At 55.7% G+C, this 23,994-nt stretch carries 22 protein-coding genes; 8 read left to right on the top strand and 14 right to left on the bottom strand.

Annotation, left to right across the window (positions count from 1 at the left end; genetic code table 11):
• Window positions 1-486 precede the first annotated feature (486 nt).
• Together AB6731_RS00985 and AB6731_RS00980 are read left to right on the top strand one after the other, a co-directional pair.
• Window positions 487-819 (top strand): RcnB family protein, encoded by a 333-nt coding sequence (locus AB6731_RS00985; RefSeq protein WP_008500887.1) that lies wholly within the window; start codon window positions 487-489, stop codon window positions 817-819.
• Window positions 794-1,249 carry a GNAT family N-acetyltransferase gene (locus AB6731_RS00980; RefSeq protein WP_371005764.1) on the top strand — a complete coding sequence of 152 codons (456 nt, stop codon included), beginning with the start codon at window positions 794-796 and terminating at the stop codon, window positions 1,247-1,249. The genes AB6731_RS00985 and AB6731_RS00980 overlap by 26 nt, the downstream gene beginning before the upstream one ends.
• A gap of 94 nt (window positions 1,250-1,343) precedes the next feature.
• On the opposite strand, the gene apbC is transcribed toward AB6731_RS00980, so the two are convergent.
• Window positions 1,344-2,453, bottom strand: a complete 1,110-nt coding sequence (gene apbC / locus AB6731_RS00975; RefSeq protein WP_371005763.1) for an iron-sulfur cluster carrier protein ApbC — start codon at window positions 2,451-2,453, stop codon at window positions 1,344-1,346.
• A 137-nt stretch (window positions 2,454-2,590) separates the two neighbouring features.
• On the opposite strand from apbC, the gene metG reads away from it, so the two are divergent.
• A complete protein-coding gene (metG, locus tag AB6731_RS00970; RefSeq protein ID WP_020883217.1) occupies window positions 2,591-4,624 on the top strand; it encodes a methionine--tRNA ligase in 2,034 nt (677 codons plus the stop codon).
• A 63-nt stretch (window positions 4,625-4,687) separates the two neighbouring features.
• Here the strand turns inward: metG and AB6731_RS00965 are convergent, their stop codons facing one another.
• Genes AB6731_RS00965 through AB6731_RS00955 form a run of 3 tightly spaced genes read right to left on the bottom strand, consistent with a single transcriptional unit; the run spans window position 4,688 to window position 7,609 of the window.
• The gene (locus AB6731_RS00965; RefSeq protein ID WP_014170878.1) at window positions 4,688-5,158 is read right to left on the bottom strand and encodes a DUF1456 family protein; all 471 of its coding nucleotides are present in this window, start codon (window positions 5,156-5,158) and stop codon (window positions 4,688-4,690) included.
• A 52-nt stretch (window positions 5,159-5,210) separates the two neighbouring features.
• Complete coding sequence (btsR, locus tag AB6731_RS00960) at window positions 5,211-5,930, bottom strand: two-component system response regulator BtsR (RefSeq protein WP_020883216.1); 720 nt, start codon at window positions 5,928-5,930, stop codon at window positions 5,211-5,213.
• On the bottom strand, window positions 5,924-7,609 hold the full coding sequence (locus tag AB6731_RS00955) for a sensor histidine kinase (RefSeq protein WP_047355766.1): 1,686 nt from the start codon (window positions 7,607-7,609) through the stop codon (window positions 5,924-5,926). Before AB6731_RS00955 ends, btsR begins: the two co-directional genes overlap by 7 nt.
• 217 nt (window positions 7,610-7,826) lie before the next feature.
• Here AB6731_RS00955 and mlrA point away from each other — a divergent pair, with 217 nt between their 5' ends.
• Together mlrA and AB6731_RS00945 are read left to right on the top strand one after the other, a co-directional pair.
• Complete coding sequence (gene mlrA / locus AB6731_RS00950) at window positions 7,827-8,567, top strand: HTH-type transcriptional regulator MlrA (RefSeq protein WP_020883214.1); 741 nt, start codon at window positions 7,827-7,829, stop codon at window positions 8,565-8,567.
• A 69-nt stretch (window positions 8,568-8,636) separates the two neighbouring features.
• A complete protein-coding gene (locus AB6731_RS00945; protein ID WP_010433613.1) occupies window positions 8,637-8,750 on the top strand; it encodes a protein YohO in 114 nt (37 codons plus the stop codon).
• Here the strand turns inward: AB6731_RS00945 and AB6731_RS00940 are convergent.
• From AB6731_RS00940 to bglX, 5 genes are all read right to left on the bottom strand, one after another.
• The gene (locus AB6731_RS00940) at window positions 8,725-9,462 is read right to left on the bottom strand and encodes an ABC transporter permease (protein ID WP_371005762.1); all 738 of its coding nucleotides are present in this window, start codon (window positions 9,460-9,462) and stop codon (window positions 8,725-8,727) included. The two genes, AB6731_RS00945 and AB6731_RS00940, sit on opposite strands and share 26 nt — an antisense overlap.
• On the bottom strand, window positions 9,446-10,396 hold the full coding sequence (locus tag AB6731_RS00935) for an ABC transporter ATP-binding protein (protein WP_371005761.1): 951 nt from the start codon (window positions 10,394-10,396) through the stop codon (window positions 9,446-9,448). The genes AB6731_RS00940 and AB6731_RS00935 overlap by 17 nt, the downstream gene beginning before the upstream one ends.
• The gene (locus AB6731_RS00930) at window positions 10,389-11,546 is read right to left on the bottom strand and encodes an ABC transporter permease (RefSeq protein ID WP_063156638.1); all 1,158 of its coding nucleotides are present in this window, start codon (window positions 11,544-11,546) and stop codon (window positions 10,389-10,391) included. Before AB6731_RS00930 ends, AB6731_RS00935 begins: the two co-directional genes overlap by 8 nt.
• 12 nt (window positions 11,547-11,558) lie before the next feature.
• Window positions 11,559-12,476, bottom strand: a complete 918-nt coding sequence (locus AB6731_RS00925; RefSeq protein WP_014170886.1) for an ABC transporter substrate-binding protein — start codon at window positions 12,474-12,476, stop codon at window positions 11,559-11,561.
• A 146-nt stretch (window positions 12,477-12,622) separates the two neighbouring features.
• Complete coding sequence (bglX, locus tag AB6731_RS00920) at window positions 12,623-14,920, bottom strand: beta-glucosidase BglX (protein ID WP_059306313.1); 2,298 nt, start codon at window positions 14,918-14,920, stop codon at window positions 12,623-12,625.
• Between the two features lie 189 nt (window positions 14,921-15,109).
• On the opposite strand from bglX, the gene dld reads away from it, so the two are divergent.
• Together dld and AB6731_RS00910 are read left to right on the top strand one after the other, a co-directional pair.
• The gene (gene dld / locus AB6731_RS00915; RefSeq protein ID WP_020883209.1) at window positions 15,110-16,858 is read left to right on the top strand and encodes a D-lactate dehydrogenase; all 1,749 of its coding nucleotides are present in this window, start codon (window positions 15,110-15,112) and stop codon (window positions 16,856-16,858) included.
• A gap of 111 nt (window positions 16,859-16,969) precedes the next feature.
• Window positions 16,970-17,524 (top strand): GNAT family N-acetyltransferase, encoded by a 555-nt coding sequence (locus AB6731_RS00910; RefSeq protein ID WP_014170889.1) that lies wholly within the window; start codon window positions 16,970-16,972, stop codon window positions 17,522-17,524.
• 66 nt (window positions 17,525-17,590) lie between these two features.
• Here the strand turns inward: AB6731_RS00910 and pbpG are convergent, their stop codons facing one another.
• Together pbpG and AB6731_RS00900 are read right to left on the bottom strand one after the other, a co-directional pair.
• Window positions 17,591-18,514: a D-alanyl-D-alanine endopeptidase gene (gene pbpG, locus AB6731_RS00905; protein ID WP_014170890.1), complete on the bottom strand. Its 924-nt coding sequence runs from the start codon at window positions 18,512-18,514 to the stop codon at window positions 17,591-17,593.
• A 167-nt stretch (window positions 18,515-18,681) separates the two neighbouring features.
• Window positions 18,682-19,269: a Yip1 family protein gene (locus AB6731_RS00900; RefSeq protein ID WP_014170891.1), complete on the bottom strand. Its 588-nt coding sequence runs from the start codon at window positions 19,267-19,269 to the stop codon at window positions 18,682-18,684.
• 157 nt (window positions 19,270-19,426) lie between these two features.
• On the opposite strand from AB6731_RS00900, the gene AB6731_RS00895 reads away from it, so the two are divergent.
• Window positions 19,427-19,999: a DedA family protein gene (locus AB6731_RS00895; protein WP_371005760.1), complete on the top strand. Its 573-nt coding sequence runs from the start codon at window positions 19,427-19,429 to the stop codon at window positions 19,997-19,999.
• 42 nt (window positions 20,000-20,041) lie between these two features.
• Here AB6731_RS00895 and AB6731_RS00890 read toward each other — a convergent pair whose 3' ends face one another.
• The 3 genes from AB6731_RS00890 to AB6731_RS00880 form a co-directional block, all read right to left on the bottom strand.
• The gene (locus tag AB6731_RS00890; RefSeq protein WP_020883205.1) at window positions 20,042-20,806 is read right to left on the bottom strand and encodes an SDR family oxidoreductase; all 765 of its coding nucleotides are present in this window, start codon (window positions 20,804-20,806) and stop codon (window positions 20,042-20,044) included.
• A 50-nt stretch (window positions 20,807-20,856) separates the two neighbouring features.
• Entirely contained in the window at window positions 20,857-22,266 is a 1,410-nt protein-coding gene (mdtQ, locus tag AB6731_RS00885; RefSeq protein WP_079231860.1) for a multidrug resistance outer membrane protein MdtQ, read from the bottom strand.
• A gap of 325 nt (window positions 22,267-22,591) precedes the next feature.
• Window positions 22,592-23,986: a glycoside hydrolase family 1 protein gene (locus tag AB6731_RS00880; RefSeq protein WP_371005759.1), complete on the bottom strand. Its 1,395-nt coding sequence runs from the start codon at window positions 23,984-23,986 to the stop codon at window positions 22,592-22,594.
• Window positions 23,987-23,994: the final 8 nt, after the last annotated feature.

The following is a 23,994-nucleotide window of genomic DNA, read 5'->3' as shown; positions in this document are numbered from 1 at the left end:
ATATAAAAAGTTCTTTTATTGTTGTGTTTGTTGTTAAACAGATAAAAAATAAATTCATTTACATTAAAATTTCAACGGGTTATTGTTTTAGCGGACGTATTACAAAAAACAGACAACGTTTCCCTTCCTGGCGATAAAAAAGCAAAATCGTTCCCATTCTTTTGAAAAAAATGGAAAGAGATTGATGTCATACGGAGGCGATATTAAATGTTCTTACGTGGGAAAGCATGCGTTGAACAGTCCATTTGCGAAGTGAGAAGGTATTTTCAGAATTGATTAATGGAATAATAAATATTGGAAATATCAAATTCGTGAGATATTGACCGTAGTGATACTGCACGCGTCATTACGACTACACAAAACCGTCCACTTTTGTTACATTTTTTTTCAAACACACCATGCTTTGGTACTTAAAATGGACCGTCTGCCTCGCGTTCCATGAACCCGCAGACGAAAAGTATCTGTAACGATATCACTGGAGAAAAAATGGCTAAGCGTAAATTGCTGCTTCTGGGTGTATTACTGTCTCTGGCGGGTTCCGCGTTTTCTGCCCCGCAAACCGCCGCTGCGCCATCAGGCATTAAAGCCTATGAGGAACAAGAGTTCATCGCTGATTTCACCAAATTCAAGATTGGCGACACCGCACCGGCGCAGTATCAAACGCCTGAGTACACCATTAAACAGTACCAGCTGCGTAACCTGCCGGCCCCGGATGCGGGTACCCACTGGACCTATATGGGCGAGAACTACGTCCTGATTGGCGATGCAGATGGCAAAATCTACAAAGCCTACAATGGAGATATCTTCTATCACCGCTAATGACATTTTAATCCGGCCCTGGCAGGAGAGCGATCGCCCCTTTTTGCGAACACTCTATCTCCACGCGCGGCGCGAGGCCTGGCCATGGCTGGACGGTTCCGAGTGGCAGCTTGAAGACTTTGACGCGGCAACCCGCGACGAAGTGATTTGGGTGGCCGTTCAGGACGGGCATCGACTGGGTTTTGCGTCGGTGTGGACGAACGACAACTTCCTGCACAATCTGTTTGTCGATCCGCAGTATCAAGGTCTGGGCGTCGGTCATTTGCTCCTTGAACAGGTGCAAAACGCGTTCACCAGTACGGGTTCGCTGAAGTGTCTGCTAAAGAATGACCGGGCTGTTGCCTTTTACCAGCGCCATGGCTGGCATATTGAAGCGAAGGGTGACTCGCCGGAAGGCGAGTACTTTTTAATGCATTACGTACAGCGTTAAACGCGGGTGACGCTTCGCTGAGCCGGCCTACAACACGTTATCTCCGTAGGCCGGGTCAGGCGCAAACGCCGCCCGGCAATTCAGACTAAAGCACTCACACCGCGCGAAACGCAATTTCACTCGGGATGACTTCGCCCTGCCAGTAAAGCTGAGCCGCAACGCGCCCCGCCAGCTGTCGATACATCTCTGCAAATTCGCTGTCCGGACGGCTGACGACCGTCGGCTTCCCGCTGTCCAGATCTTCACGCAGCGAGATGTGCAGCGGCATCTGCCCAAGCAGTTGGGTGTGATACTGCGCAGCCAGTTTTTCTGCCCCACCGGTGCCAAAGATAGGCTCATGGTGTCCGCAGTTGCTGCAGATATGCATGCTCATGTTCTCGACAATACCCAGCACCGGCACGTCCACTTTCTCGAACATCACGATGCCTTTTTTGGCGTCGATCAGCGCGATATCCTGCGGGGTGGTCACCACGACCGCTCCCGTGACCGGAATGTTTTGCGCCAGCGTCAGCTGAATGTCACCGGTGCCCGGCGGCATATCCAGCACCAGATAATCCAGATCGGGCCACATTGTCTCCTGCAGCATCTGCATCAGCGCTTTGCTGGCCATCGGGCCACGCCACACCATGGCGTTATCGTCAGTCACCAGATAACCAATGGAGTTGGTTGCCAGACCGTGGGCCATGATCGGTGCCATGTGCGTGCCATCCGGCGAGGTTGGGCGCTGGTTTTCCGCGCCCAGCATGTTAGGCACAGACGGTCCGTAAATATCGGCGTCCAGAATACCGACTTTCGCCCCTTCGGCTGCCAGCGCGAGCGCCAGGTTTACCGCCGTGGAGGATTTACCCACCCCACCCTTGCCTGAACTGACGGCAATGATGTTTTTCACGCCGTTCACGCCCGGGTGGTTTTTCACACGCTTGAGGGTGGCGATGCTGTGGGTCAGCTTCCAGTCAATGGCTTTCGCGCCGGTAATGCGCAACAGCTCAGAGCTGGTTTGCTCTTTCAGCGCGTCAAACGCGCTGATCCAGACGAAGGGCATCTGCAGCTCAATGTGCAGCGTATCGTCCAGCCATGCGACATGGTGTAACGCTTTCAGCGTGGTGAGATTGTGCTTCAGGGTTGGATGCTGAAAGTTAGCCAGCGTCCCGGCGACCATTGCTCTTAAGGCTTCCGGTGATTTGGCCTGGGATTGAGAACTCATCCCGACTCCTTTGTTCTTGTGAATAAGACCTTAGATGAACAAGTTTACCTGAAAGGCCGTGGTTTGTGCTTACTTAATAATGCCCCTTTTGGTAATATCAAAAACCCTTTTCACAGTTAAAAGAAGTAATGCCTACTATGACTCAAGTCGCGAAGAAAATTCTGGTAACGTGCGCACTGCCGTACGCCAACGGCTCAATCCACCTCGGCCACATGCTGGAGCATATCCAGGCTGATGTCTGGGTCCGTTACCAGCGAATGCGCGGCCACGAGGTTAACTTCATCTGCGCGGACGATGCCCACGGCACGCCGATCATGCTGAAAGCGCAGCAGTTGGGGATTTCCCCAGAGCAGATGATTGCCGAAATGAGTCAGGAGCATCAGACCGATTTTGCGGGCTTTGACATCAGCTATGACAACTATCACTCCACGCACAGCGACGAAAACCGTGAGCTGTCGGAGCTGATCTACTCTCGCCTGAAAGAGAACGGTTTTATTAAAAACCGCACCATCTCTCAGCTGTACGATCCGGAAAAAGGAATGTTCCTGCCGGACCGCTTTGTCAAAGGTACCTGCCCGAAATGTAAATCACCGGATCAGTATGGCGATAACTGCGAAGTGTGCGGCGCAACCTACAGCCCGACCGAGCTTATCGATCCGAAATCAGTTGTTTCGGGTGCCACACCGGTAATGCGTGATTCCGAGCACTTCTTCTTCGACCTGCCGTCCTTCAGCGAAATGCTGCAGGCGTGGACCCGCAGCGGTGCGCTGCAGGAGCAGGTCGCGAATAAAATGCAGGAGTGGTTCGAATCCGGTCTGCAGCAGTGGGATATCTCCCGCGATGCACCGTACTTCGGTTTCGAAATTCCGAACGCACCGGGTAAATACTTCTACGTCTGGCTGGATGCGCCAATCGGATACATGGGTTCCTTCAAGAACCTGTGCGACAAGCGCGGCGACACCGTCAGCTTTGACGAATACTGGAAGAAAGATTCCGACGCCGAGCTGTATCACTTTATCGGCAAAGACATTGTTTACTTCCACAGCCTGTTCTGGCCGGCGATGCTGGAAGGCAGTAACTTCCGTAAACCAACCAACCTGTTTGTGCACGGCTATGTGACGGTCAACGGCGCGAAGATGTCCAAATCTCGCGGTACGTTCATCAAAGCCAGCACCTGGCTGAACCACTTCGACGCGGACAGCCTACGTTACTACTACACGGCGAAGCTCTCTTCCCGCATCGACGATATCGACCTGAACCTGGAAGATTTCGTGCAGCGCGTGAACGCCGACATCGTCAACAAAGTCGTCAACCTGGCTTCCCGTAACGCGGGCTTTATCGCCAAGCGTTTCGACGGCGTGCTGTCTGCCGAACTGGCCGATCCTGAGCTGTACAAAACCTTCACCGACGCCGCCGCGGCGGTTGGCGAAGCCTGGGAAAGCCGTGAGTTCGGTAAAGCGATTCGTGAAATCATGGCGCTGGCTGACGTGGCTAACCGCTACGTTGACGAGCAGGCACCGTGGGTTGTCGCGAAACAGGAAGGCCGCGACGCCGACCTGCAGGCGATCTGCACCATGGGCCTGAACATGTTCCGCGTGCTGATGACCTGGCTGAAGCCGGTACTGCCACAGCTGGCCTCCCGCGCTGAAGCGTTCCTCAACACCGAGCTGACCTGGGATGCTATCCAGCAGCCGCTGCTCGGCCACAAGGTGAATACCTTCAAGGCGCTGTACAACCGCATCGAGATGAAGCAGGTAGAATCCCTGGTGGAAGCGTCTAAAGAAGAGGTGAAGGCTGCTGCCGCGCCGGTGACTGGCCCGCTGGCAGACGATCCGATTCAGGAGACCATTACCTTTGATGATTTCGCCAAGGTCGATCTGCGTGTCGCACTGATTGAAAACGCGGAATTTGTCGAAGGCTCGGACAAACTGCTGCGCCTGACGCTGGATCTGGGCGGTGAGAAGCGTAACGTCTTCTCCGGTATCCGTTCTGCCTATCCTGATCCGCAGGTGCTGATTGGCCGTCAGACCGTGATGGTCGCCAACCTGGCACCGCGCAAAATGCGCTTTGGCATCTCGGAAGGCATGGTGATGGCGGCAGGTCCTGGCGGGAAAGATATCTTCCTGTTAAGCCCTGATGAAGGCGCCAAACCAGGTCAGCAGGTGAAATAATAAAAAAGCCGGAGATAATCTCCGGCTTTTTTTGCCTCTTCATCCTTCACGCCCCGGTACCACTCACGGCTTAGCGTGATGCACCCGGTGAGTCAGTCCGCGTAAAAAATAACGCAAAAACTGGTCGCCGCACTCGCGGTAGTTTTTATGGTCCGGCGCACGCATCATGGCGGTGATCTCCGGCATCGACACGCGGTGCTTCTGCTCTGTCATAATCGCCAGAATATCGTCTGTTTTCAGTGAAAACGCGATACGCAGCTTTTTCAGCACCGTGTTGTTATTCACCCGACGCTCAAGCGCCAGTTCTGGTGCTGAGTCATCTTTCCCGCGTTTGTCGTAGATGAGGCCGTTCAGGAAGCCAGACAGGATAATGTCAGGGCAGCGAACAAACCCCTCTTCATCCTCTTTTGTCATCCAGGTGTCGAAACCGGCAGAGGTGGACTCCATGCCAGCAAGCGCAAGAATGCGCACCATATCGTTATTGTTTGCTTTCAGGGTGTAGCGCAGGCTACGGAGAATATCATTACTGAGCATGGGTGCCTTTAACTTAACTGTCGATGATGCAATGGGGCGCAGTGTACCAGTTTTACAGGCCGATCGCCTCTTTCAAACTCTTAAGGTAGCGGCGACTGACGGGGACGGTTTGCCCGGCACGCAGCACCAGCTCTGCCTGTCCGTTGTCTTCCAGCCGGATCTCTTTCAGGTGCGCCATGTTCACCAGATACTGGCGATGGCAACGAACGAGCGGCGTTCGGCTCTCCAGCGTCCGCAGCGTCAGCTCGGTAAAGCCTTCGTTCCCCTCCGCGCTGGTAACAAATACGCCGCTCAAACGGCTGCTGACAAACGCCACATCGTCCATCTGCAGAAGGTAAATCCGACTGTGGCCGGTGCAGGGGATAAATTTCAGCGGCTGCTGGTTTTCCGGCAACAGCGTGACATCCTGCACGGTGCGCTCCTGGCGCAAACGGCTGAGGGTCTTTTCAAGACGCTTCTCTTCAATCGGTTTCAGTAAATAATCGAATGCGTGCTCCTCAAAGGCTTTGACGGCGTATTCATCGAAGGCGGTCAAAAACACAATGTAGGGGCGATGCTCCGGGTCGAGCATTCCGACCATCTCCAGGCCGCTAATTCGGGGCATCTGAATGTCGAGGAACAGCACGTCCGGGCGCAGTTTGTGCACGGCGCCAATGGCCTCAATGGCGTTTGCGCACTCCCCCACAATCTCAATGTCAGGCTGCTCCTGCAACAGAACGCGCAGGTTTTCCCGTGCTAACGGCTCATCATCCACAATCAGCACTCTTAGCATGCGTTTTCCTCCAGCGGCAGTCGTAACGTAATACGGGTGAATCGGTCAGGCTCACAGGCGACGGTAATGCCACAGTCATCACCAAAGTGCGCGCGCAGGCGTTTATCCACCAGGCTCATCCCTAATCCGCCTGAGGTGGAAGGCACGTAAAGCCCGGCGTTATCTTCAATATCCAGCACCAGATGATGGTTAAAGCGGCTGGCGGAAATGGTGATCTCCCCAATTCCCAACAGCTGTGACGTACCGTGTTTAATGGCGTTTTCCACAATAGGCTGCAGGGTAAAGGCCGGAAGATGCTGATACGCCAGCTCATCCGGGACGGACAACGACACCTGCAGACGAGTCTGGAAGCGGGCCTGCTCAATCTGCAGGTAGGCATTAACATGTTCTATTTCATCGGCCAGGGTCACAATCTCGGACGGACGTTTAAGGTTTTTGCGGAAAAACGTCGACAGGAACTGAACCAGCTGCGCGGCCTGATCGCTGTCACGGCGGATCACCGCTTTGAGCGTATTAAGCGCATTGAACAGGAAATGCGGATTCACCTGAGCGTGCAGGAGTTTAATTTCGGATTGCGTCAGCAACGCTTTCTGACGCTCATACTGCCCGGCGAGGATCTGCGCGGAGAGCAGCTGAGCGATGCCCTCTCCCAGCGTACGGTTGATAGAGCTGAACAGACGGTTTTTCGCTTCATAAAGCTTGATGGTGCCCATTACCCGCTGGTTTTCCCCGCGCAGCGGAATGACCAGCGTGGAGCCCAGTTTACACTGCGGGTGCAGCGAACAGCGGTAAGGAATTTCGTTGCCGTCGGCATACACCACTTCCCCGGTTTCAATGGCGCGCAGCGTATAGGCGGAGGAGATCGGTTTCCCGGGGAGATGGTGATCGTCGCCCGTGCCGGTAAAAGCCAGCAACCGTTCACGGTCAGTTATCGCCACCGCGCCGATATCCAGCTCCTTATAAAGCACCTGCGCCACCTTCATGCTGTTCTCTTCGTTAAAGCCCTGACGCAGGATCCCCTCCGTCGAAGCGGCGACCTTCAGGGCCGTTGCGGAAAACGCCGAGGTGTACTTCTCAAACATGGCGCGCTTGTCGAGCAGAATACGCATAAACAGCGCAGCACCCACGGTATTCGTCACCATCATCGGGGCGGCGATATTGCTCACCAGATGGAGCGCATCGTCAAACGGCCGGGCAATCAGCAAGATGATGGCCATTTGCGCCATTTCAGCGACAAAGGTGATCGCCCCGGCGGTGAGCGGGCTAAAGACTTTATCCGGACGGCCGCGCTTAATCATGTAGCTGTGAACCAGTCCGCCGAGCAGCCCTTCGACGATCGTTGAGATCATACAGCTCAGCGCCGTCATGCCGCCCATCGAATACCGATGCAGGCCACCGGTTAACCCGACCAGCCCACCGACCACAGGGCCGCCAAGCAGCCCGCCCATCACGGCACCGATGGCTCGCGTATTGGCAATGGAGTCTTCGATATGGAGACCAAAATAGGTTCCCATAATGCAGAAAATAGAGAAGGTCACGTAGCAGAGCAGCTTGTGCGGCAGGCGTACGGTAACTTGCATCAGCGGAATGAACAGACGCGTTTTACTCATCAACCAGGCGATGACAAGAAACACGCACATCTGCTGAAGCAACAGCAGCACCAGATTAAACTCGTACATACTCAAAACCGCACACCCTCAAAACGCGTAACATACACTGCTGGCGGTAAACTTTCTTTGAAGCGCGGCAAAAAAGCTGCAATTCGTGCCCGGCATCACACCTTTTGCCGAACCTAACGCCTGCTTCGCATTATTCGTGCAAAAAACAACCATTTCTTCCTGGTTCAGTAAACAGGGACTACAGTTAAGCTGGGGACGCGTAAGCCAGGGGGCGAATATGGCGCTTTACACAATCGGTGAAGTGGCACTCCTTTGTGATATCAATCCCGTCACGCTACGGGCATGGCAGCGACGGTATGGATTACTCAAACCGCAGAGAACGGACGGAGGCCATCGTCTCTTCAACGATGCCGATATCGACCGGATCCGCGAGATCAAAAGCTGGATCGATAACGGTGTGCAGGTTGGCAAAGTGAAATCCCTGCTCAGCCATGACGATCCTGACACGCAGCTTCTCTGGCGCGAACAACAGGAAACGTTGCTGCGCCTTCTGCAGGCGGGCAATCTGCAGCGCCTGCGCGCATGGATAAAAGAGCAAGGGCGCGATTATCCCGCGCAAACGCTGATCACGCATCTTTTCATCCCGCTCCGTCGACGCCTGCAGTGCCAGCAGACCACCCTGCAGGCGCTGCTGAGTATGCTCGACGGCGTCCTGATCAACTATATTGCCGTCTGCCTTGCCTCGGCGAAGAACAAGCACGGAAAAGACGCGCTGGTGGTCGGCTGGAACGTGCACGATACTACTCGTCTGTGGCTGGAGGCCTGGATTGCCACCCAGAATGGCTGGCGCGTTGATGTTCTTGTGCACTCGCTGGCGCAATTTCGCCCTGAATTGTTCGACGGACAGACCCTGCTGGTCTGGTGCGGGGAAGTGCCTTCCGCCTCACAGCAACAGCTGATGACGGAATGGCGTGAACATGGTTACCCGGTTTACTCGCTTGGCCCGGAAGAGCCGTAACGGCATTTAATGGTTCATTAACAGCTGCGCTTCACCGTATAATTGTTCCGTTAACAACAGGAGCACATGATGAAGGCAACCAAACTGGCCGTAATTACCCTTTTTGTTCTGATGGCCGTAAGCGGTATCGGCGGCGTGATGCTGGCCGGGTATTCGTTTATTGTTCGTGGCGGTGTCGGCTGAGATACTGCGCCAGACGCTCAAAAACGCGATCGACGACGATTGCCGCCAGCGCGACCAGCAACGCCCCCTGCACAATATAGGCCGTATTGAACCCGCTTAAGCCGATGATAATCGGCGTTCCCAGGGTGTTGGCCCCCACCGTCGACGCAATGGTCGCCGTCCCGATATTGATGCTCACCGACGTACGGATCCCCGCAAGGATGACCGGTGCCGCCAGGGGGAGTTCAACTTTGCGCAACCGCTCTGCGCGACTCATCCCCATCCCTTCAGCAACGCTCAGTACCGACGCAGGTACCGCCGCAATACCGGCCAGCGTACCATGCAGAATGGGCAACACACCGTATAAAATCAGCGCAATGATGGCCGGTTGCTGACCAAAGCCCATCACCGGCACTGCAATCGCCAGTACCGCCACCGGCGGAAACGTCTGGCCAATCGCCGCAATGGTCTCCACCAGCGGGCGAAACTCCCGTCCCGCGGGCCGCGTGACCGCGATGCCCGCCCCCACGCCCAGTACAATAGCGATGGCACTTGAGAGCACCACCAGCCAGAGATGGGCCAGGGCGAGATTAATAAAACTCTCCTGCTGATACACCGGGCGCGGCAGGTCGGGGAAGAGCGTGCTAAACAGCGCCGCGCTGTGCGGCATCAGAAACAGCAAAGCGACAAAGAGCACGACCAGCCAAAGCAGCGGATCACGAAGAGCCTTCACGTGTCACCTCCCCTGCCAGCAGATCGAGAAAATGCAGGGTGCCACTTGGCGCGCCCCGGGCATCCGCAACGGGCAACACTTCACACTGACGGGCAACGAACGCCGAAAGCGCATCCCGCAAGCTCATCTGTTCCTGCAGAGGCTCGCCACGCACCGTCGCGTCCTGTCGACGCATATAGTCGCTGACCGTACGCAGCGAGAGCAGCCTGACACCCAGCTCGCTGCGGCCAAAAAACTCACGCACAAAATCGTTTTTCGGCCAGGTCAGCAGCTCAAGCGGCGTCCCCTGCTGCACCACCTCACCATGGTCCATCAGCACCAGATGGTCGGCCAGACGCAGCGCCTCATCAATATCGTGCGTCACAAGAATGATTGTTCGCCCCAGAATGCGATGAATGCGGGTCATTTCCGCCTGCAGTGCGGCACGCGTGACCGGATCCAGCGCGCCGAAGGGTTCATCCATCAGTAACACCTGCGGATTGGCCGCCAGCGCACGCGCCACGCCCACCCGCTGCTGCTGGCCTCCGGAAAGCTGGTGCGGGTAGCGGTCACGTAGCGCAGGTTCTAACCCGAGCAGAGACATCAGTTCATCAACCCGGTCGGCAGTTTTTGCCCGCGACCATTTCTCCAGCTGCAGCACGGTGGCGATGTTCTGCGCGACCGTCCAGTGCGGGAACAGGCCGATAGACTGGATGGCATACCCCATACGACGACGCAGTTCCAGCACAGGCAGGCTGCGGATCTCCTCTCCGGCAAAGCGGATCAGACCGCTGTCATGTTCAACCAGGCGGTTAATCATCTTCAGGGTGGTGGATTTTCCCGACCCCGATGTGCCAATCAGCACGGAAAATGCGCCCTCGGCAAAATTCAGGTTGAGATGGCTTGCCGCCGGACGACCCGCAAAGGTTTTACTGACATCGTGAAATTCAATCATTGGCTCTTCTCCTGAGCAGCGCGAGCCATAAGGCAAACAGCGCGTCGATGACAACCGCCAGCGCAATCGTGGGCACCACGCCCAATAACACCAGGTCCAGGGCGCTACTCAACAGCCCCTGGAAAACCAGCGCGCCAAAGCCGCCCGCGCCAATCAGCGCCGCAATCACCGCCATGCCAACGGTTTGCACCGCCACCACCCGCAGGCTGCGCAGCAGCAGGGGCAAAGCCAGCGGCAGCTGGATCTTCCAGAAACATTGTCTCGCGCTCATCCCCATTGCATGGGCACTTTCCAGCACGTCCGGCGCGACCTGGCTCAGCCCGGCCACCACGCCGCGCACCAGCGGCAGCAGCGCATAGAGCACCAGCGCGATAAGGGCTGGCGTTAAACCGGTTCCGGCGATCCCCATCGTTCCCAGCACCGGGAACGACGTCACCAGCCCGGCCAGCGGAGCAATCAACAGGCCAAACAGAGCGACGGACGGGATGGTCTGAATCACATTCAGTACGGCAAACACCCCACCCTGACGTGAAGGATGGCGATAGCACCACATACCCAGCGGTATGCCGAGCAGTAAGGCCGGGATCAGGGTACCGAAGAGGATAGTGAGGTGTTGCGCCAGCGCGTCATTAAACACCTCCTGACGGTTGGCGTACTCTTTTAACAGCGAGAGATTATTCAGCTCACCGCTAAACAGCAGCAGCAATGGAATACACCATATCTGGGCATTGAGTATCCAGCGCCAGACGGATGTTGAGATAAGACGGCGAATAGCATCGCTGCAGGCCAGCAGACACAGCGCCAGCCAGAGCCACAAACCGCTACCCACAGAGGTTCTTGCCAGCGGACTTTCCGCCGAGGTCATGTGCGTTGCCGCAAGCCCGCCTCCCCAGAATAAGGCGATAAACAGCCCTTCACAAAGCAGCAGCGTCAGCCACTGAGCCGTGCGTCCTTGCCAGAGCGACAACGCAACCCATGCGCCCAGCGCCGCCACCAGCAACCACGGCGTAAATGACCAGACCTGCCAGAGCGAGCGACTCTCCCCCGACATCAGGCGATTCGGGGCCACATTCACAAACGGTAACGCGACCGCCGCTATGGCCACACAGGCCAACAGCAGCAGTACGCGGTTATGACATTTTATTGGCACAGCCCTGTCCTGTTACTTCACAAGCCCTTGTTGTTTCAGGAAATCGGCGGCCACTTTTTTGGCATCCAGTCCCTCAACGGCAATGCTGGCATTCAGCTGTTGCAGCGTTTTTGCATCCAGCTTTTCGAAGACCGGTTTGAGCCATTCAGCAATATCCGGGTACGCTTTAAGTACCGCTTCCCGTACGACAGGTGCCGGGGCGTAAATCGGCTGGACGCCTTTTGGATCGGTTAAGGTTTGCAGGCCAAGCGCCGCGACCGGGCCGTCGGTGCCGTAAGCCATCGCCGCATTAACGCCCGACGTTTGCTGCGCAGCGGCTTTGATGGTCACCGCGGTATCACCGCCCGCCAGAGAGAGCAGCTGGGCCTGATCCAGTTTGAAATCATAGGCTTTTTCAAACGCCGGCAGCGCATCCGGACGCTCAATAAACTCAGCGGAAGCCGCAAGCTTAAAGTCACCCTTCTCTTTCAGGTAGCGACTCAAATCCGCAAGCGAGGTCAGCTTTCCTTTCTCCGCCACGTCCTTGCGCACCGCGATGGTCCAGGTATTGTTGGCCGGCGCTGGCGTCAGCCAGACCAGCTTATTTTGCTCAGCGTCGAGTTTTTTGACTTTTTCATACCCGGCTTTGGCATTTTTCCACGCCGGATCGTTTTCATCTTTGAAGAAGAACGCGCCGTTGCCGGTGTATTCCGGGTAGATATCCAGCTCGCCGGAGGTAATCGCGCCGCGTACCACAGGCGTGGTTCCCAGCTGGACTTTATTGACGGTTTTAACACCGTGGCTTTCCAGTACCTGCAGAATAATGTTACCGAGCAACGCACCTTCGGTATCTATCTTGGAACCCACTTTTACCGGTTCTGCCGCCTGTAATGGCAGACTCAGCGCCGCCAGTAACACCGCTGAACCCAACATCCCCTTTGCAATCGTCATTCCACTGTCCTCATTTTTTTGCTGCCTTTTTCAGAGGCTTGAGAGAAAAGCGTAGCTTAAAACGGCGGAATTAACCGTCAAAATGCCTTTTTAACATAAGGTAAGACGCATCCCCCGCAAAGCGGGGGATGCAAGGGAGGGAAACGTCAGAGCAGCTCGAACTCGCCTTTATTAACGCGGGCGGAATCGACCCCGATAAAGACGTTAAACTTGCCTGGCTCCGCATCATATTTCATCTGCTGGTTCCAGAACTTCAGCGCATCCACGTCGATGGGGAAGCTGATGGTTTTGGTTTCGCCCGGCTTCAGGTTGACCTTCTCGAAGCCACGCAGCTGTTTCACCGGACGGCTCATGGAGGCGGTCACATCCTGGACGTACATCTGAATGACCGTTGCCCCTTCGCGTTTACCGGTGTTGCTCACCTCGACGCTTGCGGTAACTTTGCCGTCACGCTTCAGGGTCGGCGCAGACATTTTGACGTCAGAAACCTTGAAGGTGGTGTAGCTCAGACCGTAACCAAACGGATACAGCGGGCCGTTCGCTTCATCGAAGTAACGGGAGGTGTACTTATTCGGTTTGTCGGCGTTGTACGGACGGCCGGTATTCAGGTGGCTGTAGTAAACCGGGATCTGCCCGACCGAGCGCGGGAAGGACATTGGCAGCTTGCCTGACGGGTTGTAATCGCCAAACAGCACGTCGGCAATCGCGTTACCGCCTTCAGTACCGGCGAACCAGGTTTCCAGGATCGCGTCGGCCTGCTGGTCTTCTTTAACCAGCGCCAGCGGACGACCGTTCATCAGCACCAGCACCAGCGGCTTGCCGGTCGTCTTCAGGGCGGCAATCAGATCGCGCTGGCTTTGCGGAATGGTGATGTCGGTACGGCTGGAGGCCTCATGCGCCATCCCCTGCGCTTCACCCACTACCGCGACAACCACGTCAGATTGCTTAGCGGTGTTCACCGCTTCATCAATCATCTCTTTCGGCGAACGCGGATCGACCTTCACCGCCTCTTCGTACTGATTGAGGAAGGTGACAATGTCTTTATCATTGGTGACGTTCGCCCCTTTGGCGTAAACCACTTTCGCGTTCTCACCCACGGCGTTCTTGATACCGGTCAGCACCGTGACGGACTGATCGGCCACCCCCGCTGCAGACCAGCTCCCCATCACGTCGCGCTTGCTGTCAGCCAGCGGTCCCACCACGGCAATGGTGCCGGATTTCTTCAGCGGCAGCGTGTCGAGGCGGTTTTTCAGCAGCACCAGGCTTTCGCGTGCCACATCGCGAGCCTCTTTGCGGTGCAGACGGCTTTCCGCGTTGGTGTCTACCGGGTCAGAATCTTTCGGCCCCAGGTGGCTGTACGGGTCGTTAAACAGCCCCATATCATATTTCACGTTCAGCACGTGGCGCGTGGCGTCGTCCAGCTCCGCCATGGTCACCTTACCGCTCTTCACCAGCCCCGGCAGGTATTTGCTGTAGTACTCGTCGCTCATGCTCATGTTGATGCCGGACTTGAGCGCCACGCGTACCGCATCTTCCGGATCGGAGGCGGTACCGTGCTTAATGAGCTCTTTAATGGCGCCGTGGTCAGAGACGGTAATGCCCTTAAAGCCCCACTGGTCACGCAGAACGTCTTTCAGCAGCCACGAATCGGAGGTCGCCGGCGTGCCATTGAGGGAGTTCAGCGCCACCATCACCGCGCCGCTGCCGGCATCCAGCCCCGCTTTGTACGGTGGCATGTAGTCGTTGAACAGCCGCTGCGGGCTCATATCCACGGTGTTGTACTCTTTACCCCCTTCCACGGCGCCATAGGCCGCGAAGTGTTTGACGCTGGTCATCACCGCGTAGCGATCTGCCGGGCTCTTACCCTGCATCGCTTCCACCATGGTTTTCCCCATCGTGGCTGTTAAATAGGTATCTTCACCGAACCCTTCTGAGCCGCGGCCCCAGCGCGGATCGCGGGAGACGTCCACCATCGGTGCCCAGGTCATATTCAGGCCATCATCCGCCGCTTCATAGGCGGAAACGCGCCCCACGGTTTTCACCGCATCAAGGTTAAAGGACGATGCCAGACCAAGGCTAATCGGGAAGACGGTACGCTGACCGTGCACCACGTCATAGGCGAAGAACAGCGGAATTTTCAGGCGGCTGAGTTCCATCACCTGATCCTGCATTTTGCGGATATCCGGGCGGGTGACGGTGTTAAAAATAGCCCCGACCTGCCCGTCTTTGATCATCTCGCGGATGGCCTCTTTCGGGTTATCCGGGCCGACGCTGATAAGACGCAACTGGCCAATTTTCTCATCGACCGTCATTTTCTTGAGCAATTCCGTGACAAACGCGTCCCGGGCTTCAGGCGTGAGCGGGTGATTGCCAAACAAATCCTCTGCCAGCGCAGGTTGCAGCGCCAGGCTGACGGCGACACCTACAGAACATAGCCATTTCATGTCGTTTTACTCTCTCATCAATAACCGCCGGAAGAACTCGGCCAGACCGTGCGAAAAGCGCAGTGTGCCACAAACCCTCAGAACGTTGCAGGGTTATTCTCTGATTTTTCTCGTGAATACTCGACCGCTTAACAGTTAATCGCGCTATGCTTTACAGCGAGAAATTTGCCCCACCACAAGGAGTGGAAGATGTCTTCTGTTCGAACTCACGATAACACGACGTTTATTAACGAACTGTCGCGCCTGGTTGGCTCCTCTCACCTGCTTACCGACCCGGCAAAAACCGCCCGCTACCGTAAGGGCTTTCGTTCCGGTCAGGGCGAGGCGCTGGCGGTGGTGTTTCCCGGCACGCTGCTTGAACTCTGGCGCGTCCTGAGCGCCTGCGTGGCCGCCGACAAAATTATTCTCATGCAGGCGGCTAACACCGGCCTGACTGAAGGCTCAACGCCGAACGGCAACGATTACGATCGTGACATCGTGATCATCAGCACCCTTCGTCTCGACAAACTGCATCTGCTGGATAAAGGCGAGCAGGTGCTCGCGTTCCCTGGCACGACGCTCTACTCCCTTGAAAAAGCGCTTAAGCCGCTGGGACGCGAACCGCATTCGGTCATTGGCTCATCCTGTATTGGCGCCTCCGTGATCGGCGGGATCTGCAATAACTCCGGCGGTTCGCTGGTGCAGCGCGGCCCGGCTTACACCGAGATGTCACTTTTTGCCCGTATCGACGAAAACGGCAAGCTGACCCTGGTCAACCATCTGGGCATTGATCTTGGCGTTACGCCGGAGCAGATCCTGAGTAAGCTCGACGACGATCGGGTGAAAGATGAAGACGTCCAGCACGACGGTCGTCATGCTCACGACCACGATTACATCACCCGCGTACGGGATATCGAAGCGGATACCCCGGCACGTTACAACGCCGACCCTGACCGCCTGTTTGAATCTTCGGGCTGTGCGGGCAAGCTGGCTGTTTTTGCCGTGCGCCTCGACACCTTCCCGGCCGAGAAAAAACAGCAGGTGTTCTACATCGGCACCAATCAGCCGGACGTGCTGACCGAGATCCGTCGTCATATTCTGGGCGAGTTCGCTCACCTGCCGGTGGCGGGCGAGTACATGCACCGTGATATTTACGACATCGCGGAACGCTACGGCAAAGATACGTTCCTGATGATCGACAAGCTCGGCACCGATAAAATGCCGTTCTTCTTCACCATGAAGGGCCGTACCGACGCGATGCTGGAAAAAGTGCCGCTGTTTAAACCCCACTTTACCGACCGCTTTATGCAGAAACTGGGCAACGTCTTCCCGTCACATCTGCCGGAGCGGATGAAAACCTGGCGCGATAAGTACGAGCATCACCTGCTGCTGAAAATGGCCGGGGACGGAATTGCCGAAGCGCAAACCTGGCTCAGTGAATTCTTCAAAACTGCCGAAGGCGATTTCTTTGCCTGTACCCCTGAAGAGGGCAGCAAAGCCTTCCTGCACCGTTTCGCCGCCGCGGGTGCCGCCATTCGTTATCAGGCGGTGCATTCAGACGAGGTGGAAGACATTCTGGCGCTGGATATCGCCCTTCGCCGCAACGATACCGAGTGGTTTGAACACCTGCCGCCGGAAATCGACAGCAAGCTGGTCCACAAGCTCTATTACGGCCACTTTATGTGCTACGTCTTCCACCAGGATTACATCGTTAAGAAAGGGGTCGATGCGCACGCGCTGAAAGAGCAGATGCTCGCGCTGCTGCACGCGCGAGGCGCACAATATCCTGCGGAACATAACGTGGGGCATCTTTATAAGGCTCCTGACGCACTTAAGCAGTTTTATCGCGAGAATGACCCCACAAACAGCATGAACCCCGGCATTGGTAAAACAACGCGGAATAAATACTGGAAAGAGAGTCCTGACGCGGAGCAGCCCGTGACGCAAGCGTCTGATTAATTCCCACAGCCAAATTTGAGAGATTGTTAAGCGCGCCTTAATCGTACTAGAGTAGCGTTCTGTCGCCGGAGAAACGTTTCTCCGGCATCTGTTACGAGGAGCAGGCACATCATGTCGGCTGTTGATATTTTATCCGAAACCGAAGTGGAAGTGCGCGATGCCCTTCCCGACGATGTGCATGCTATCGCCGCTATCTACGCCTGGCATGTGCTTCACGGGCGCGCATCCTTTGAAGAAGTTCCCCCCACCGTTGATGAAATGCGTCAGCGAATGAAAAGCGTGGCCGAGAATGGCTTACCGTGGCTTGTCGCGCTGTATCGCGGCATCGTCGTAGGCTACTGCTACGCGACGCCTTACCGTCCGCGCCATGCCTATCGCTACACTCTGGAAGAGTCGATTTACGTGGATGCGAGTACTACCGGTCGTGGTTTTGGCTCCGTCCTGATGGATGCGCTGATCGCCCGCTGCGAGCAAGGACCGTGGCGGCAGATGATTGCCGTTGTGGGGGATGGCAACAACAATGCCGGCTCGTTACGGTTGCATAAGAAATACGGCTTCGAAATCGTCGGTCAGTTACGCAGCGTCGGGTATAAGAAAGGTGACTGGCGGGATACGGTGATCATGCAGCGCTCACTCAATGACGGAGACTGGACGCTGCCGGAGTAAGGCGCAGCGAGGTCTGTTGCCCTCTCCCGTGGGAGAGGGCGAAAACACAGTCATCAGCAATCCGGCTCAGTCGTTCTGGGCGGTTGCCATCTGCTCCGCTTTCTGCTTTTTGTAGGTCAACGCCGCGGCCGGTACCGGCTGCACTTTCCCCGTCTCAATCCAGGTACGCAGTCGGCTTGCATCCGCGAAGTGGGTGTATTTACCAAAGGCATCCATCACCACCAGCGCCACCGGTTTACCGTTGAATACGGTACGCATCACCAGGCAGTGTCCCGCCGCGTTAGTAAACCCGGTTTTCGTTAACTGAATATTCCAGTTATCCCGGTACACCAGATGGTTAGTATTACGGAACGGCAGCGAATAGGCCGGGTTCGCAAAGGTCGCCATCTCTTCACGGGTCGTACTGAGCTGACCAATCAGCGGGTACTGTTTGCTGGCAATCAGCAGTTTTGTCAGGTCGCGGGCCGTGGAGACGTTGTGAATCGACAGGCCAGTCGGCTCGACGTAACGGGTATTGGTCATCCCCAGCGATTTGGCTTTTGCGTTCATCGCACGAATAAATGCGTCATAGCCACCCGGATAGTGGTGGGCCAGGCTCGCCGCCGCGCGGTTTTCAGAAGACATCAGCGCCAGCAGCAGCATGTTTTTACGGCTGATTTCGCTGTTCAGTCGCACGCGAGAGTAGATCCCTTTCATCTCCGGCGTATGGCTGATATCCACTTTCAGTTTTTCGTCCAGCGGCAGATGTGCATCAAGCACTACCATCGCGGTCATTAATTTGGTAATCGAAGCGATCGGGCGTACCAGATCCGGATGGCTCGCGTAAATCACCTTATTGGTGTTGAGATCAACAATCATCGCACTGCCGGAAGCGATTTGCGGCTGGGCAGCAGCGGTGGTCACGGCGGGCGTTTTGGCGATCGCTGGCGCGGCAGCGGACGCTCCCAGCAACAGGGCCAGGCTAAGTAAAGAGACTCGGAATTTCAGCATGGTGAGACTTCTGATAATTATTCACGCACGTTATGACGTACACCGCCTGTGTCGATGGAGAAACGCAGGCTGGCTTCGGCATCATAGCGGTCACCGGGCTTTGTCGCCAGAGGATAATCGTGAACAGATGCTGCATTGCTGGCATTTACGCCAGCAATGCAGTGAGCCTAGAAGAGACGGTATCCATAACCCCACAGAATAACCGTCAGAGCCAGTAGCGCTTCCAGCACCAGCACGCCGATAGCGAGCGTTGAACTGGAGAAGCTCAGGCCCTCTTCTTTATTGATATTGAGGAAGGTTGGTACCCCCAGATACAGCAGATAACCGGTGTAAAAGAGGGCAATAGTACCGATCAGCGCGCACAACCAGACCAGTGGATACAACGCCACAATACCGCTTAAGAACAGCGGTGTCGCGACATACCCGGCGAAAACCATACAGTGTGCCAGCGATGGACGTTGCGGATAGTTACGCGCCATCCAGTGAATGACACGCCCCATGACAGCCACACCCGCCAGCATCAGGCCATAAAAGAGAATGGCCAGTGAAAGACCGGTAAACCAGGAAAGCTGAACCACGGTGCCATCACCAAAGTTCCAGCCGATTTGTGTTGTGCCAATAAACGCGCAGATTACAGGCACCGCTGCCATCAGCAGCACATGATGCGTGTAATGATGCGAGACCGTTTCGTTCTCCGTTTTGATGACATGCATTTCACGATCGGGATGGGAGAAAAGTCCCCAGACATGGTTCATAACGCCCCCTTGTTGTCGGCCCGTCAGCAATATCTTAAGTATAATGCAGGCCTGAGATTATTTTATGTACAGTGGGAAATTTCCGTTGATTGCCCCGTTATTGATTCATGGGGTATATGATTAACCGAGGCATAATAAGGGAGATGACATTGACGTAATGGATATCAACAGTCTTATTGAACAATATGGATACGCTGCACTGGTCGTTGGCAGCGTGGCGGAAGGAGAAACCATCACGCTGCTCGGCGGGGTGGCCGCGCATCAGGGGTTACTCAAATTCCCGCTTGTTGTTGCCGCAGTCGCACTCGGCGGGATGATTGGCGATCAGCTGCTCTACTTTCTGGGACTGCGCTTTGGCCCCATGCTTTTGAAGCGCTTTTCAAAGCACCGCAAGAAAATTCACCGTGCCCAACGGCTTATCCAGCGTCACCCTTACCTGTTCGTGATTGGCACCCGTTTTATGTACGGCTTTCGGATTATCGGCCCAATACTGATTGGCGCCAGCCATTTACCGCCGAAAATTTTCCTGCCGCTGAACATTCTTGGCGCGATTGCCTGGGCCCTGATCTTTACCACGCTCGGTTATGTGGGTGGAGAAGTGATTGGTCCGTGGCTGCATAATGTTGACCAGCATCTGAAGCACTGGGCATGGGTTATCCTGATTGTCGTGGCGGTAATTGCGGTCCGGCTGTGGCTGAAGCATCGGGAAAAGACGCGGGATGAAGAGTAAGTGCAATGGCGCCCTCTCGCACAAAGAGAGGGCGAAAAGTTTCTACCCGGCGGGCTTAAATTGCGGATTCGCCAGCATAAAACCGCCGTCGACAATAAATGATTGCCCGGTAGCATAGCTGGCGTCACCGTCACACAGCCACGCCACCAGGCTGGCAATCTCTTTGGTATGCCCCGGCCGCGCGAGCGGGATCGCGGGCATCGAACCGGCCTTCACTTCACTGTCGTCCATGTCATTCATTGGCGTGGCAATGGCACCTGGCGCAACGGCATTCACCAGGATGTTATGCTCGACCAGCTCCAGCGCCATGGATTTGGTTAATCCGCCCAGGGCATGCTTGGCCGCCGTATACGCACTGGCATCCGGTAAAGGCGTGTGTTCATGCACCGAGGTAATGTTCACAATTCTCCCCCCCTCTCCCTGCTTCACCATCTGACGCGCAGCGATCTGCGAACAGAGAAACGCGCCATCCACGTCAACGGTAAAAATCCCCCGCCACTCCTCAAACGGCATGTCGAGAAACGGCGCTTTGGTCATCGCCCCGGCATTGTTGACCAGCACGTCCAGCCGACCAAAGCGCGTAATTAACGTTTCAATGGCCTGCGCGCCCTGCGGGAGAGTGCTTAAATCAAGTTGAACCGCCTCTGCACGCCGCCCCTTCGCCTCGACTTCGCGGCAGGTTTCCAGCGCACCTTTTTCGTCAGAATGCCAGGTGACGCCGATATCAAACCCTCGTTCAGCCAGCATCAGGGCCGTGGTTTTCCCAATTCCGGAATCCGATGCGGTAACAATCGCGACTTTGGTCATACTCACCTCCAGAAAAGCTGCAAAGAGGTAAGTATAGATAATCGCGCTTTTTAGCCCTGATGATAGCCGCCCCCCAGCGCCGAGGTCAGCTGCAGCGTGGCGTCAACGTACTGGCCTTTGAGCATCACCCCGGTGAGCTGCTCCCTGAGGGCCGGTATTCTGGCCTCACTCACGCGGGAGCCGGCGATAATGCCGGCGCGAAAGCGGGCCTGAGCCAGTGCAACAACGCGGGCAGCCTCTTTTTCGACACGCTGCTGGTGCTGGTTTTTGGCGGTCAGTGTTTCGACTTCGCTGGCCGTGCGCGCCACCTGATTCACCGCATCCACCACCGCTTTGTTATAACGCGCGACGGAGAGATTGTTCTGCGCCTGGGCAATATCCAGCTCGGCGTTTAGCCTGCCGCTGTCGAAAATGGGCAACGTCAGCCCGGCGGTGACGCCCATCTGCTGCGCAGAAGAGCGGAACAAATCGCTCAGGTGCAGGGCATCCTGCTGTAAGAAAGCCATCAGATTCACATCGGGATAGAAGGCTGCTCTGGCGGCCTCAACGTCACTCATGGAGGCCTCGATATACCAGCGAGCCTCCTGCAAATCCGGTCGACGTGCCAGCAGTTCATACCCCAGCGTGGCCGGGAGCGAGGCTTCTACTGTGGGTAAGGCGTGGCGTGTAAGCGTCACTGAGGAGGTGTTCGTCAGGGCGCTCAGACGCGCCTCAACGGCTTTCATTTTTCCGTTCACCTCTGCCAGCTGCTCGTCAGTTTTGCTGGCGTTGATGTCGGTCTCGACGCCCTCAACGGAAGAGGTGATCCCATGCTGATACAGTTCGCGGTCGGCTGCAATAATCGTGTCCTGCTGGTGTTTAATCTCCGTGAGGACATCCCCCACCGCGGCCTGGGTTTGCCACGCCCAGTAAAGACGTGCGACGCTGCTGGCAAGCAGTTGCCGGGTTTGCTCAAGCTCCGCTTTTTGCGCGTTTACCCGGCCAATTCGGGCTTCAACCCGTGCACGATTTTTCCCCCACAAATCGAGATCCCAGCCCGCGCTCAGACCAAAAGTACCGTTGGTGTACCACGGTCCGGTGGTTCCCGCCGCCGGATCGGTTATCGCAAAGGGCCCCATCAGCCCCTCGGCCGACATTTTTTGCCGTTCAGCATCCGCTGAGAAATCAATTTCCGGCCCTCCGGCGGCCAGGGTGGCTTTTGCCTGCGCTTCCGCCAGCGTGATGCGCTGACGGGCAATTTGCATATCCGGCGCATCGTTCAGCGCCTTCGCAATCAGCGAATTGAGTTCAGGATCGTTATACGTTTTCCACCATGCATCTTTCGGCCACGCGGTATGGCTCAGCGTAGTATTCACCGCAGCCGTTGTTGATTGCATATTTACAGGGGAAACCGAGGCATGTTCCGGCGCGCAGGCCACCAGAATAAAAACCAGGGGAATACTCAGAGATAAAGGTTTCATTACGCCATTCACGCGAAAAATAAAGGCGCAACTTACGCCAGACGTCGCTCTTTTTTTTAGTAACGCGTGGCAACCCGCAATTTGTCATACATTTTCATACTCAGAAAATTATTCATCATAAGAATGAATTAAATGAGTGAATTCATCTTCATTATAAATTCACTGCTACACTTACTTTCGACAAACAGACGCGGGAGAAGCGAATGAAAATATTACTGTGGGTTATTTTAATTATATTTCTGATAGGGCTGCTGGTGGTAACCGGTGTATTCAAGATGATTTTCTGATTTCATTGCCCGGCTCAGCGCCGGGCAAATTCACATCATTATGCTTTCAGGGAAGCGCCTTTTGTGGCAATAACCTCTTTATACCAGTAGAAGCTTTTCTTACGACTGCGCGCTAACGTCCCTTTTCCACTGTCATCACGATCGACATAAATAAAGCCATAGCGTTTTGAGAGTTCTGCTTTAGACGCACTGACCAGATCGATCGGCCCCCAACTGGTGTAACCCATTACCTCCACACCATCTTCAATGGCTTCACGCACCTGTACCAGGTGGTCGTTAAGGTAGCTAATGCGGTAATCATCCTGCACTACGCCGTCAGCATCCGGCGTGTCTTTCGCGCCCAGACCGTTTTCCACGATAAACAGCGGCTTTTGATAGCGATCCCAGAGCACGTTCAGCAGGGTACGCAGGCCGACAGGGTCAATCTGCCAGCCCCACTCGGAACTAGCCAGATGCGGGTTAGGTACCATGCTAAGGATATTGCCCCGAGCCTGCTCATTAAGCGCCTCATCCGCGGTGACACATCCCGTCATGTAGTAACTGAACGAGATAAAATCGACGGTCGATTTCAGCGCCTCACGATCGGCATCGGTGATATCAATCTGGATATCGTTATCGCGGAAGAAGCGCTGCATATACCCCGGATAAACACCACGGCACTGCACATCGCCAAAAAATTGCCAGGCGCGGTTTTCCTGCAGTGTTTCCAGGACATCTTCCGGCTTGCAGGTCAGCGGATACATCAGACCGCCCAGCAACATGTTGCCAATCCGGGCGTCTGCAATGATCTCATGGCAGGCTTTCACTGCCAGCGCGCTAGCCACCAGTTGATGATGGATAGCCTGATACACCTCACCTTTGCTGCTGGTTTCCGGCAGGCCGACGCCGGTCATCGGTGCATGCAGAGACATATTGATCTCATTGAACGTCAGCCACAGCTTTACCTTCGTTTTGTAGCGCGTAAATACGGTACGGGCATAGCGCTCAAAGAACCCAATGGTCTGACGACTGGCCCAGCCTCCGTACTGCTTCACCAACCCCCACGGCATTTCGTAATGCGACAGTGTGACAAGCGGCGTGATGTTGTGCGCGGCCAGTTCGTCAAACAGTTTGTCGTAAAAAGCCAGCCCCGCTTCGTTAGGGTGCTGCTCGTCGCCGTTCGGGAAAATGCGTGTCCAGGCAATGGAAACGCGCAGGCAGCTAAAGCCCATCTCGGCGAACAGTTTGATGTCCTCGGGGTATCGATGATAGAAATCAATCGCGATATCCTTGATGCCGCTGTCGCCCTCGACGCGCTCAACCACCGGGCCAAAAACTCCCTGCGGCTGGACGTCAGAGGTGGACAACCCTTTACCGTCTTCCCGATAAGCGCCTTCTACCTGATTCGCGGCAACCGCACCGCCCCATAAAAAATCATCCGGGAAAGTCTTCATTCCATTCT

Origin of the sequence: Enterobacter sp. RCC_40, from assembly GCF_041360735.1 — a bacterium.
GTDB classification, from domain to species: Bacteria; Pseudomonadota; Gammaproteobacteria; order Enterobacterales; family Enterobacteriaceae; genus Enterobacter; species Enterobacter ludwigii.
Note: the sequence above shows the minus strand (reverse complement) of the source record. Positions and strands in the feature narration are given on the sequence as shown.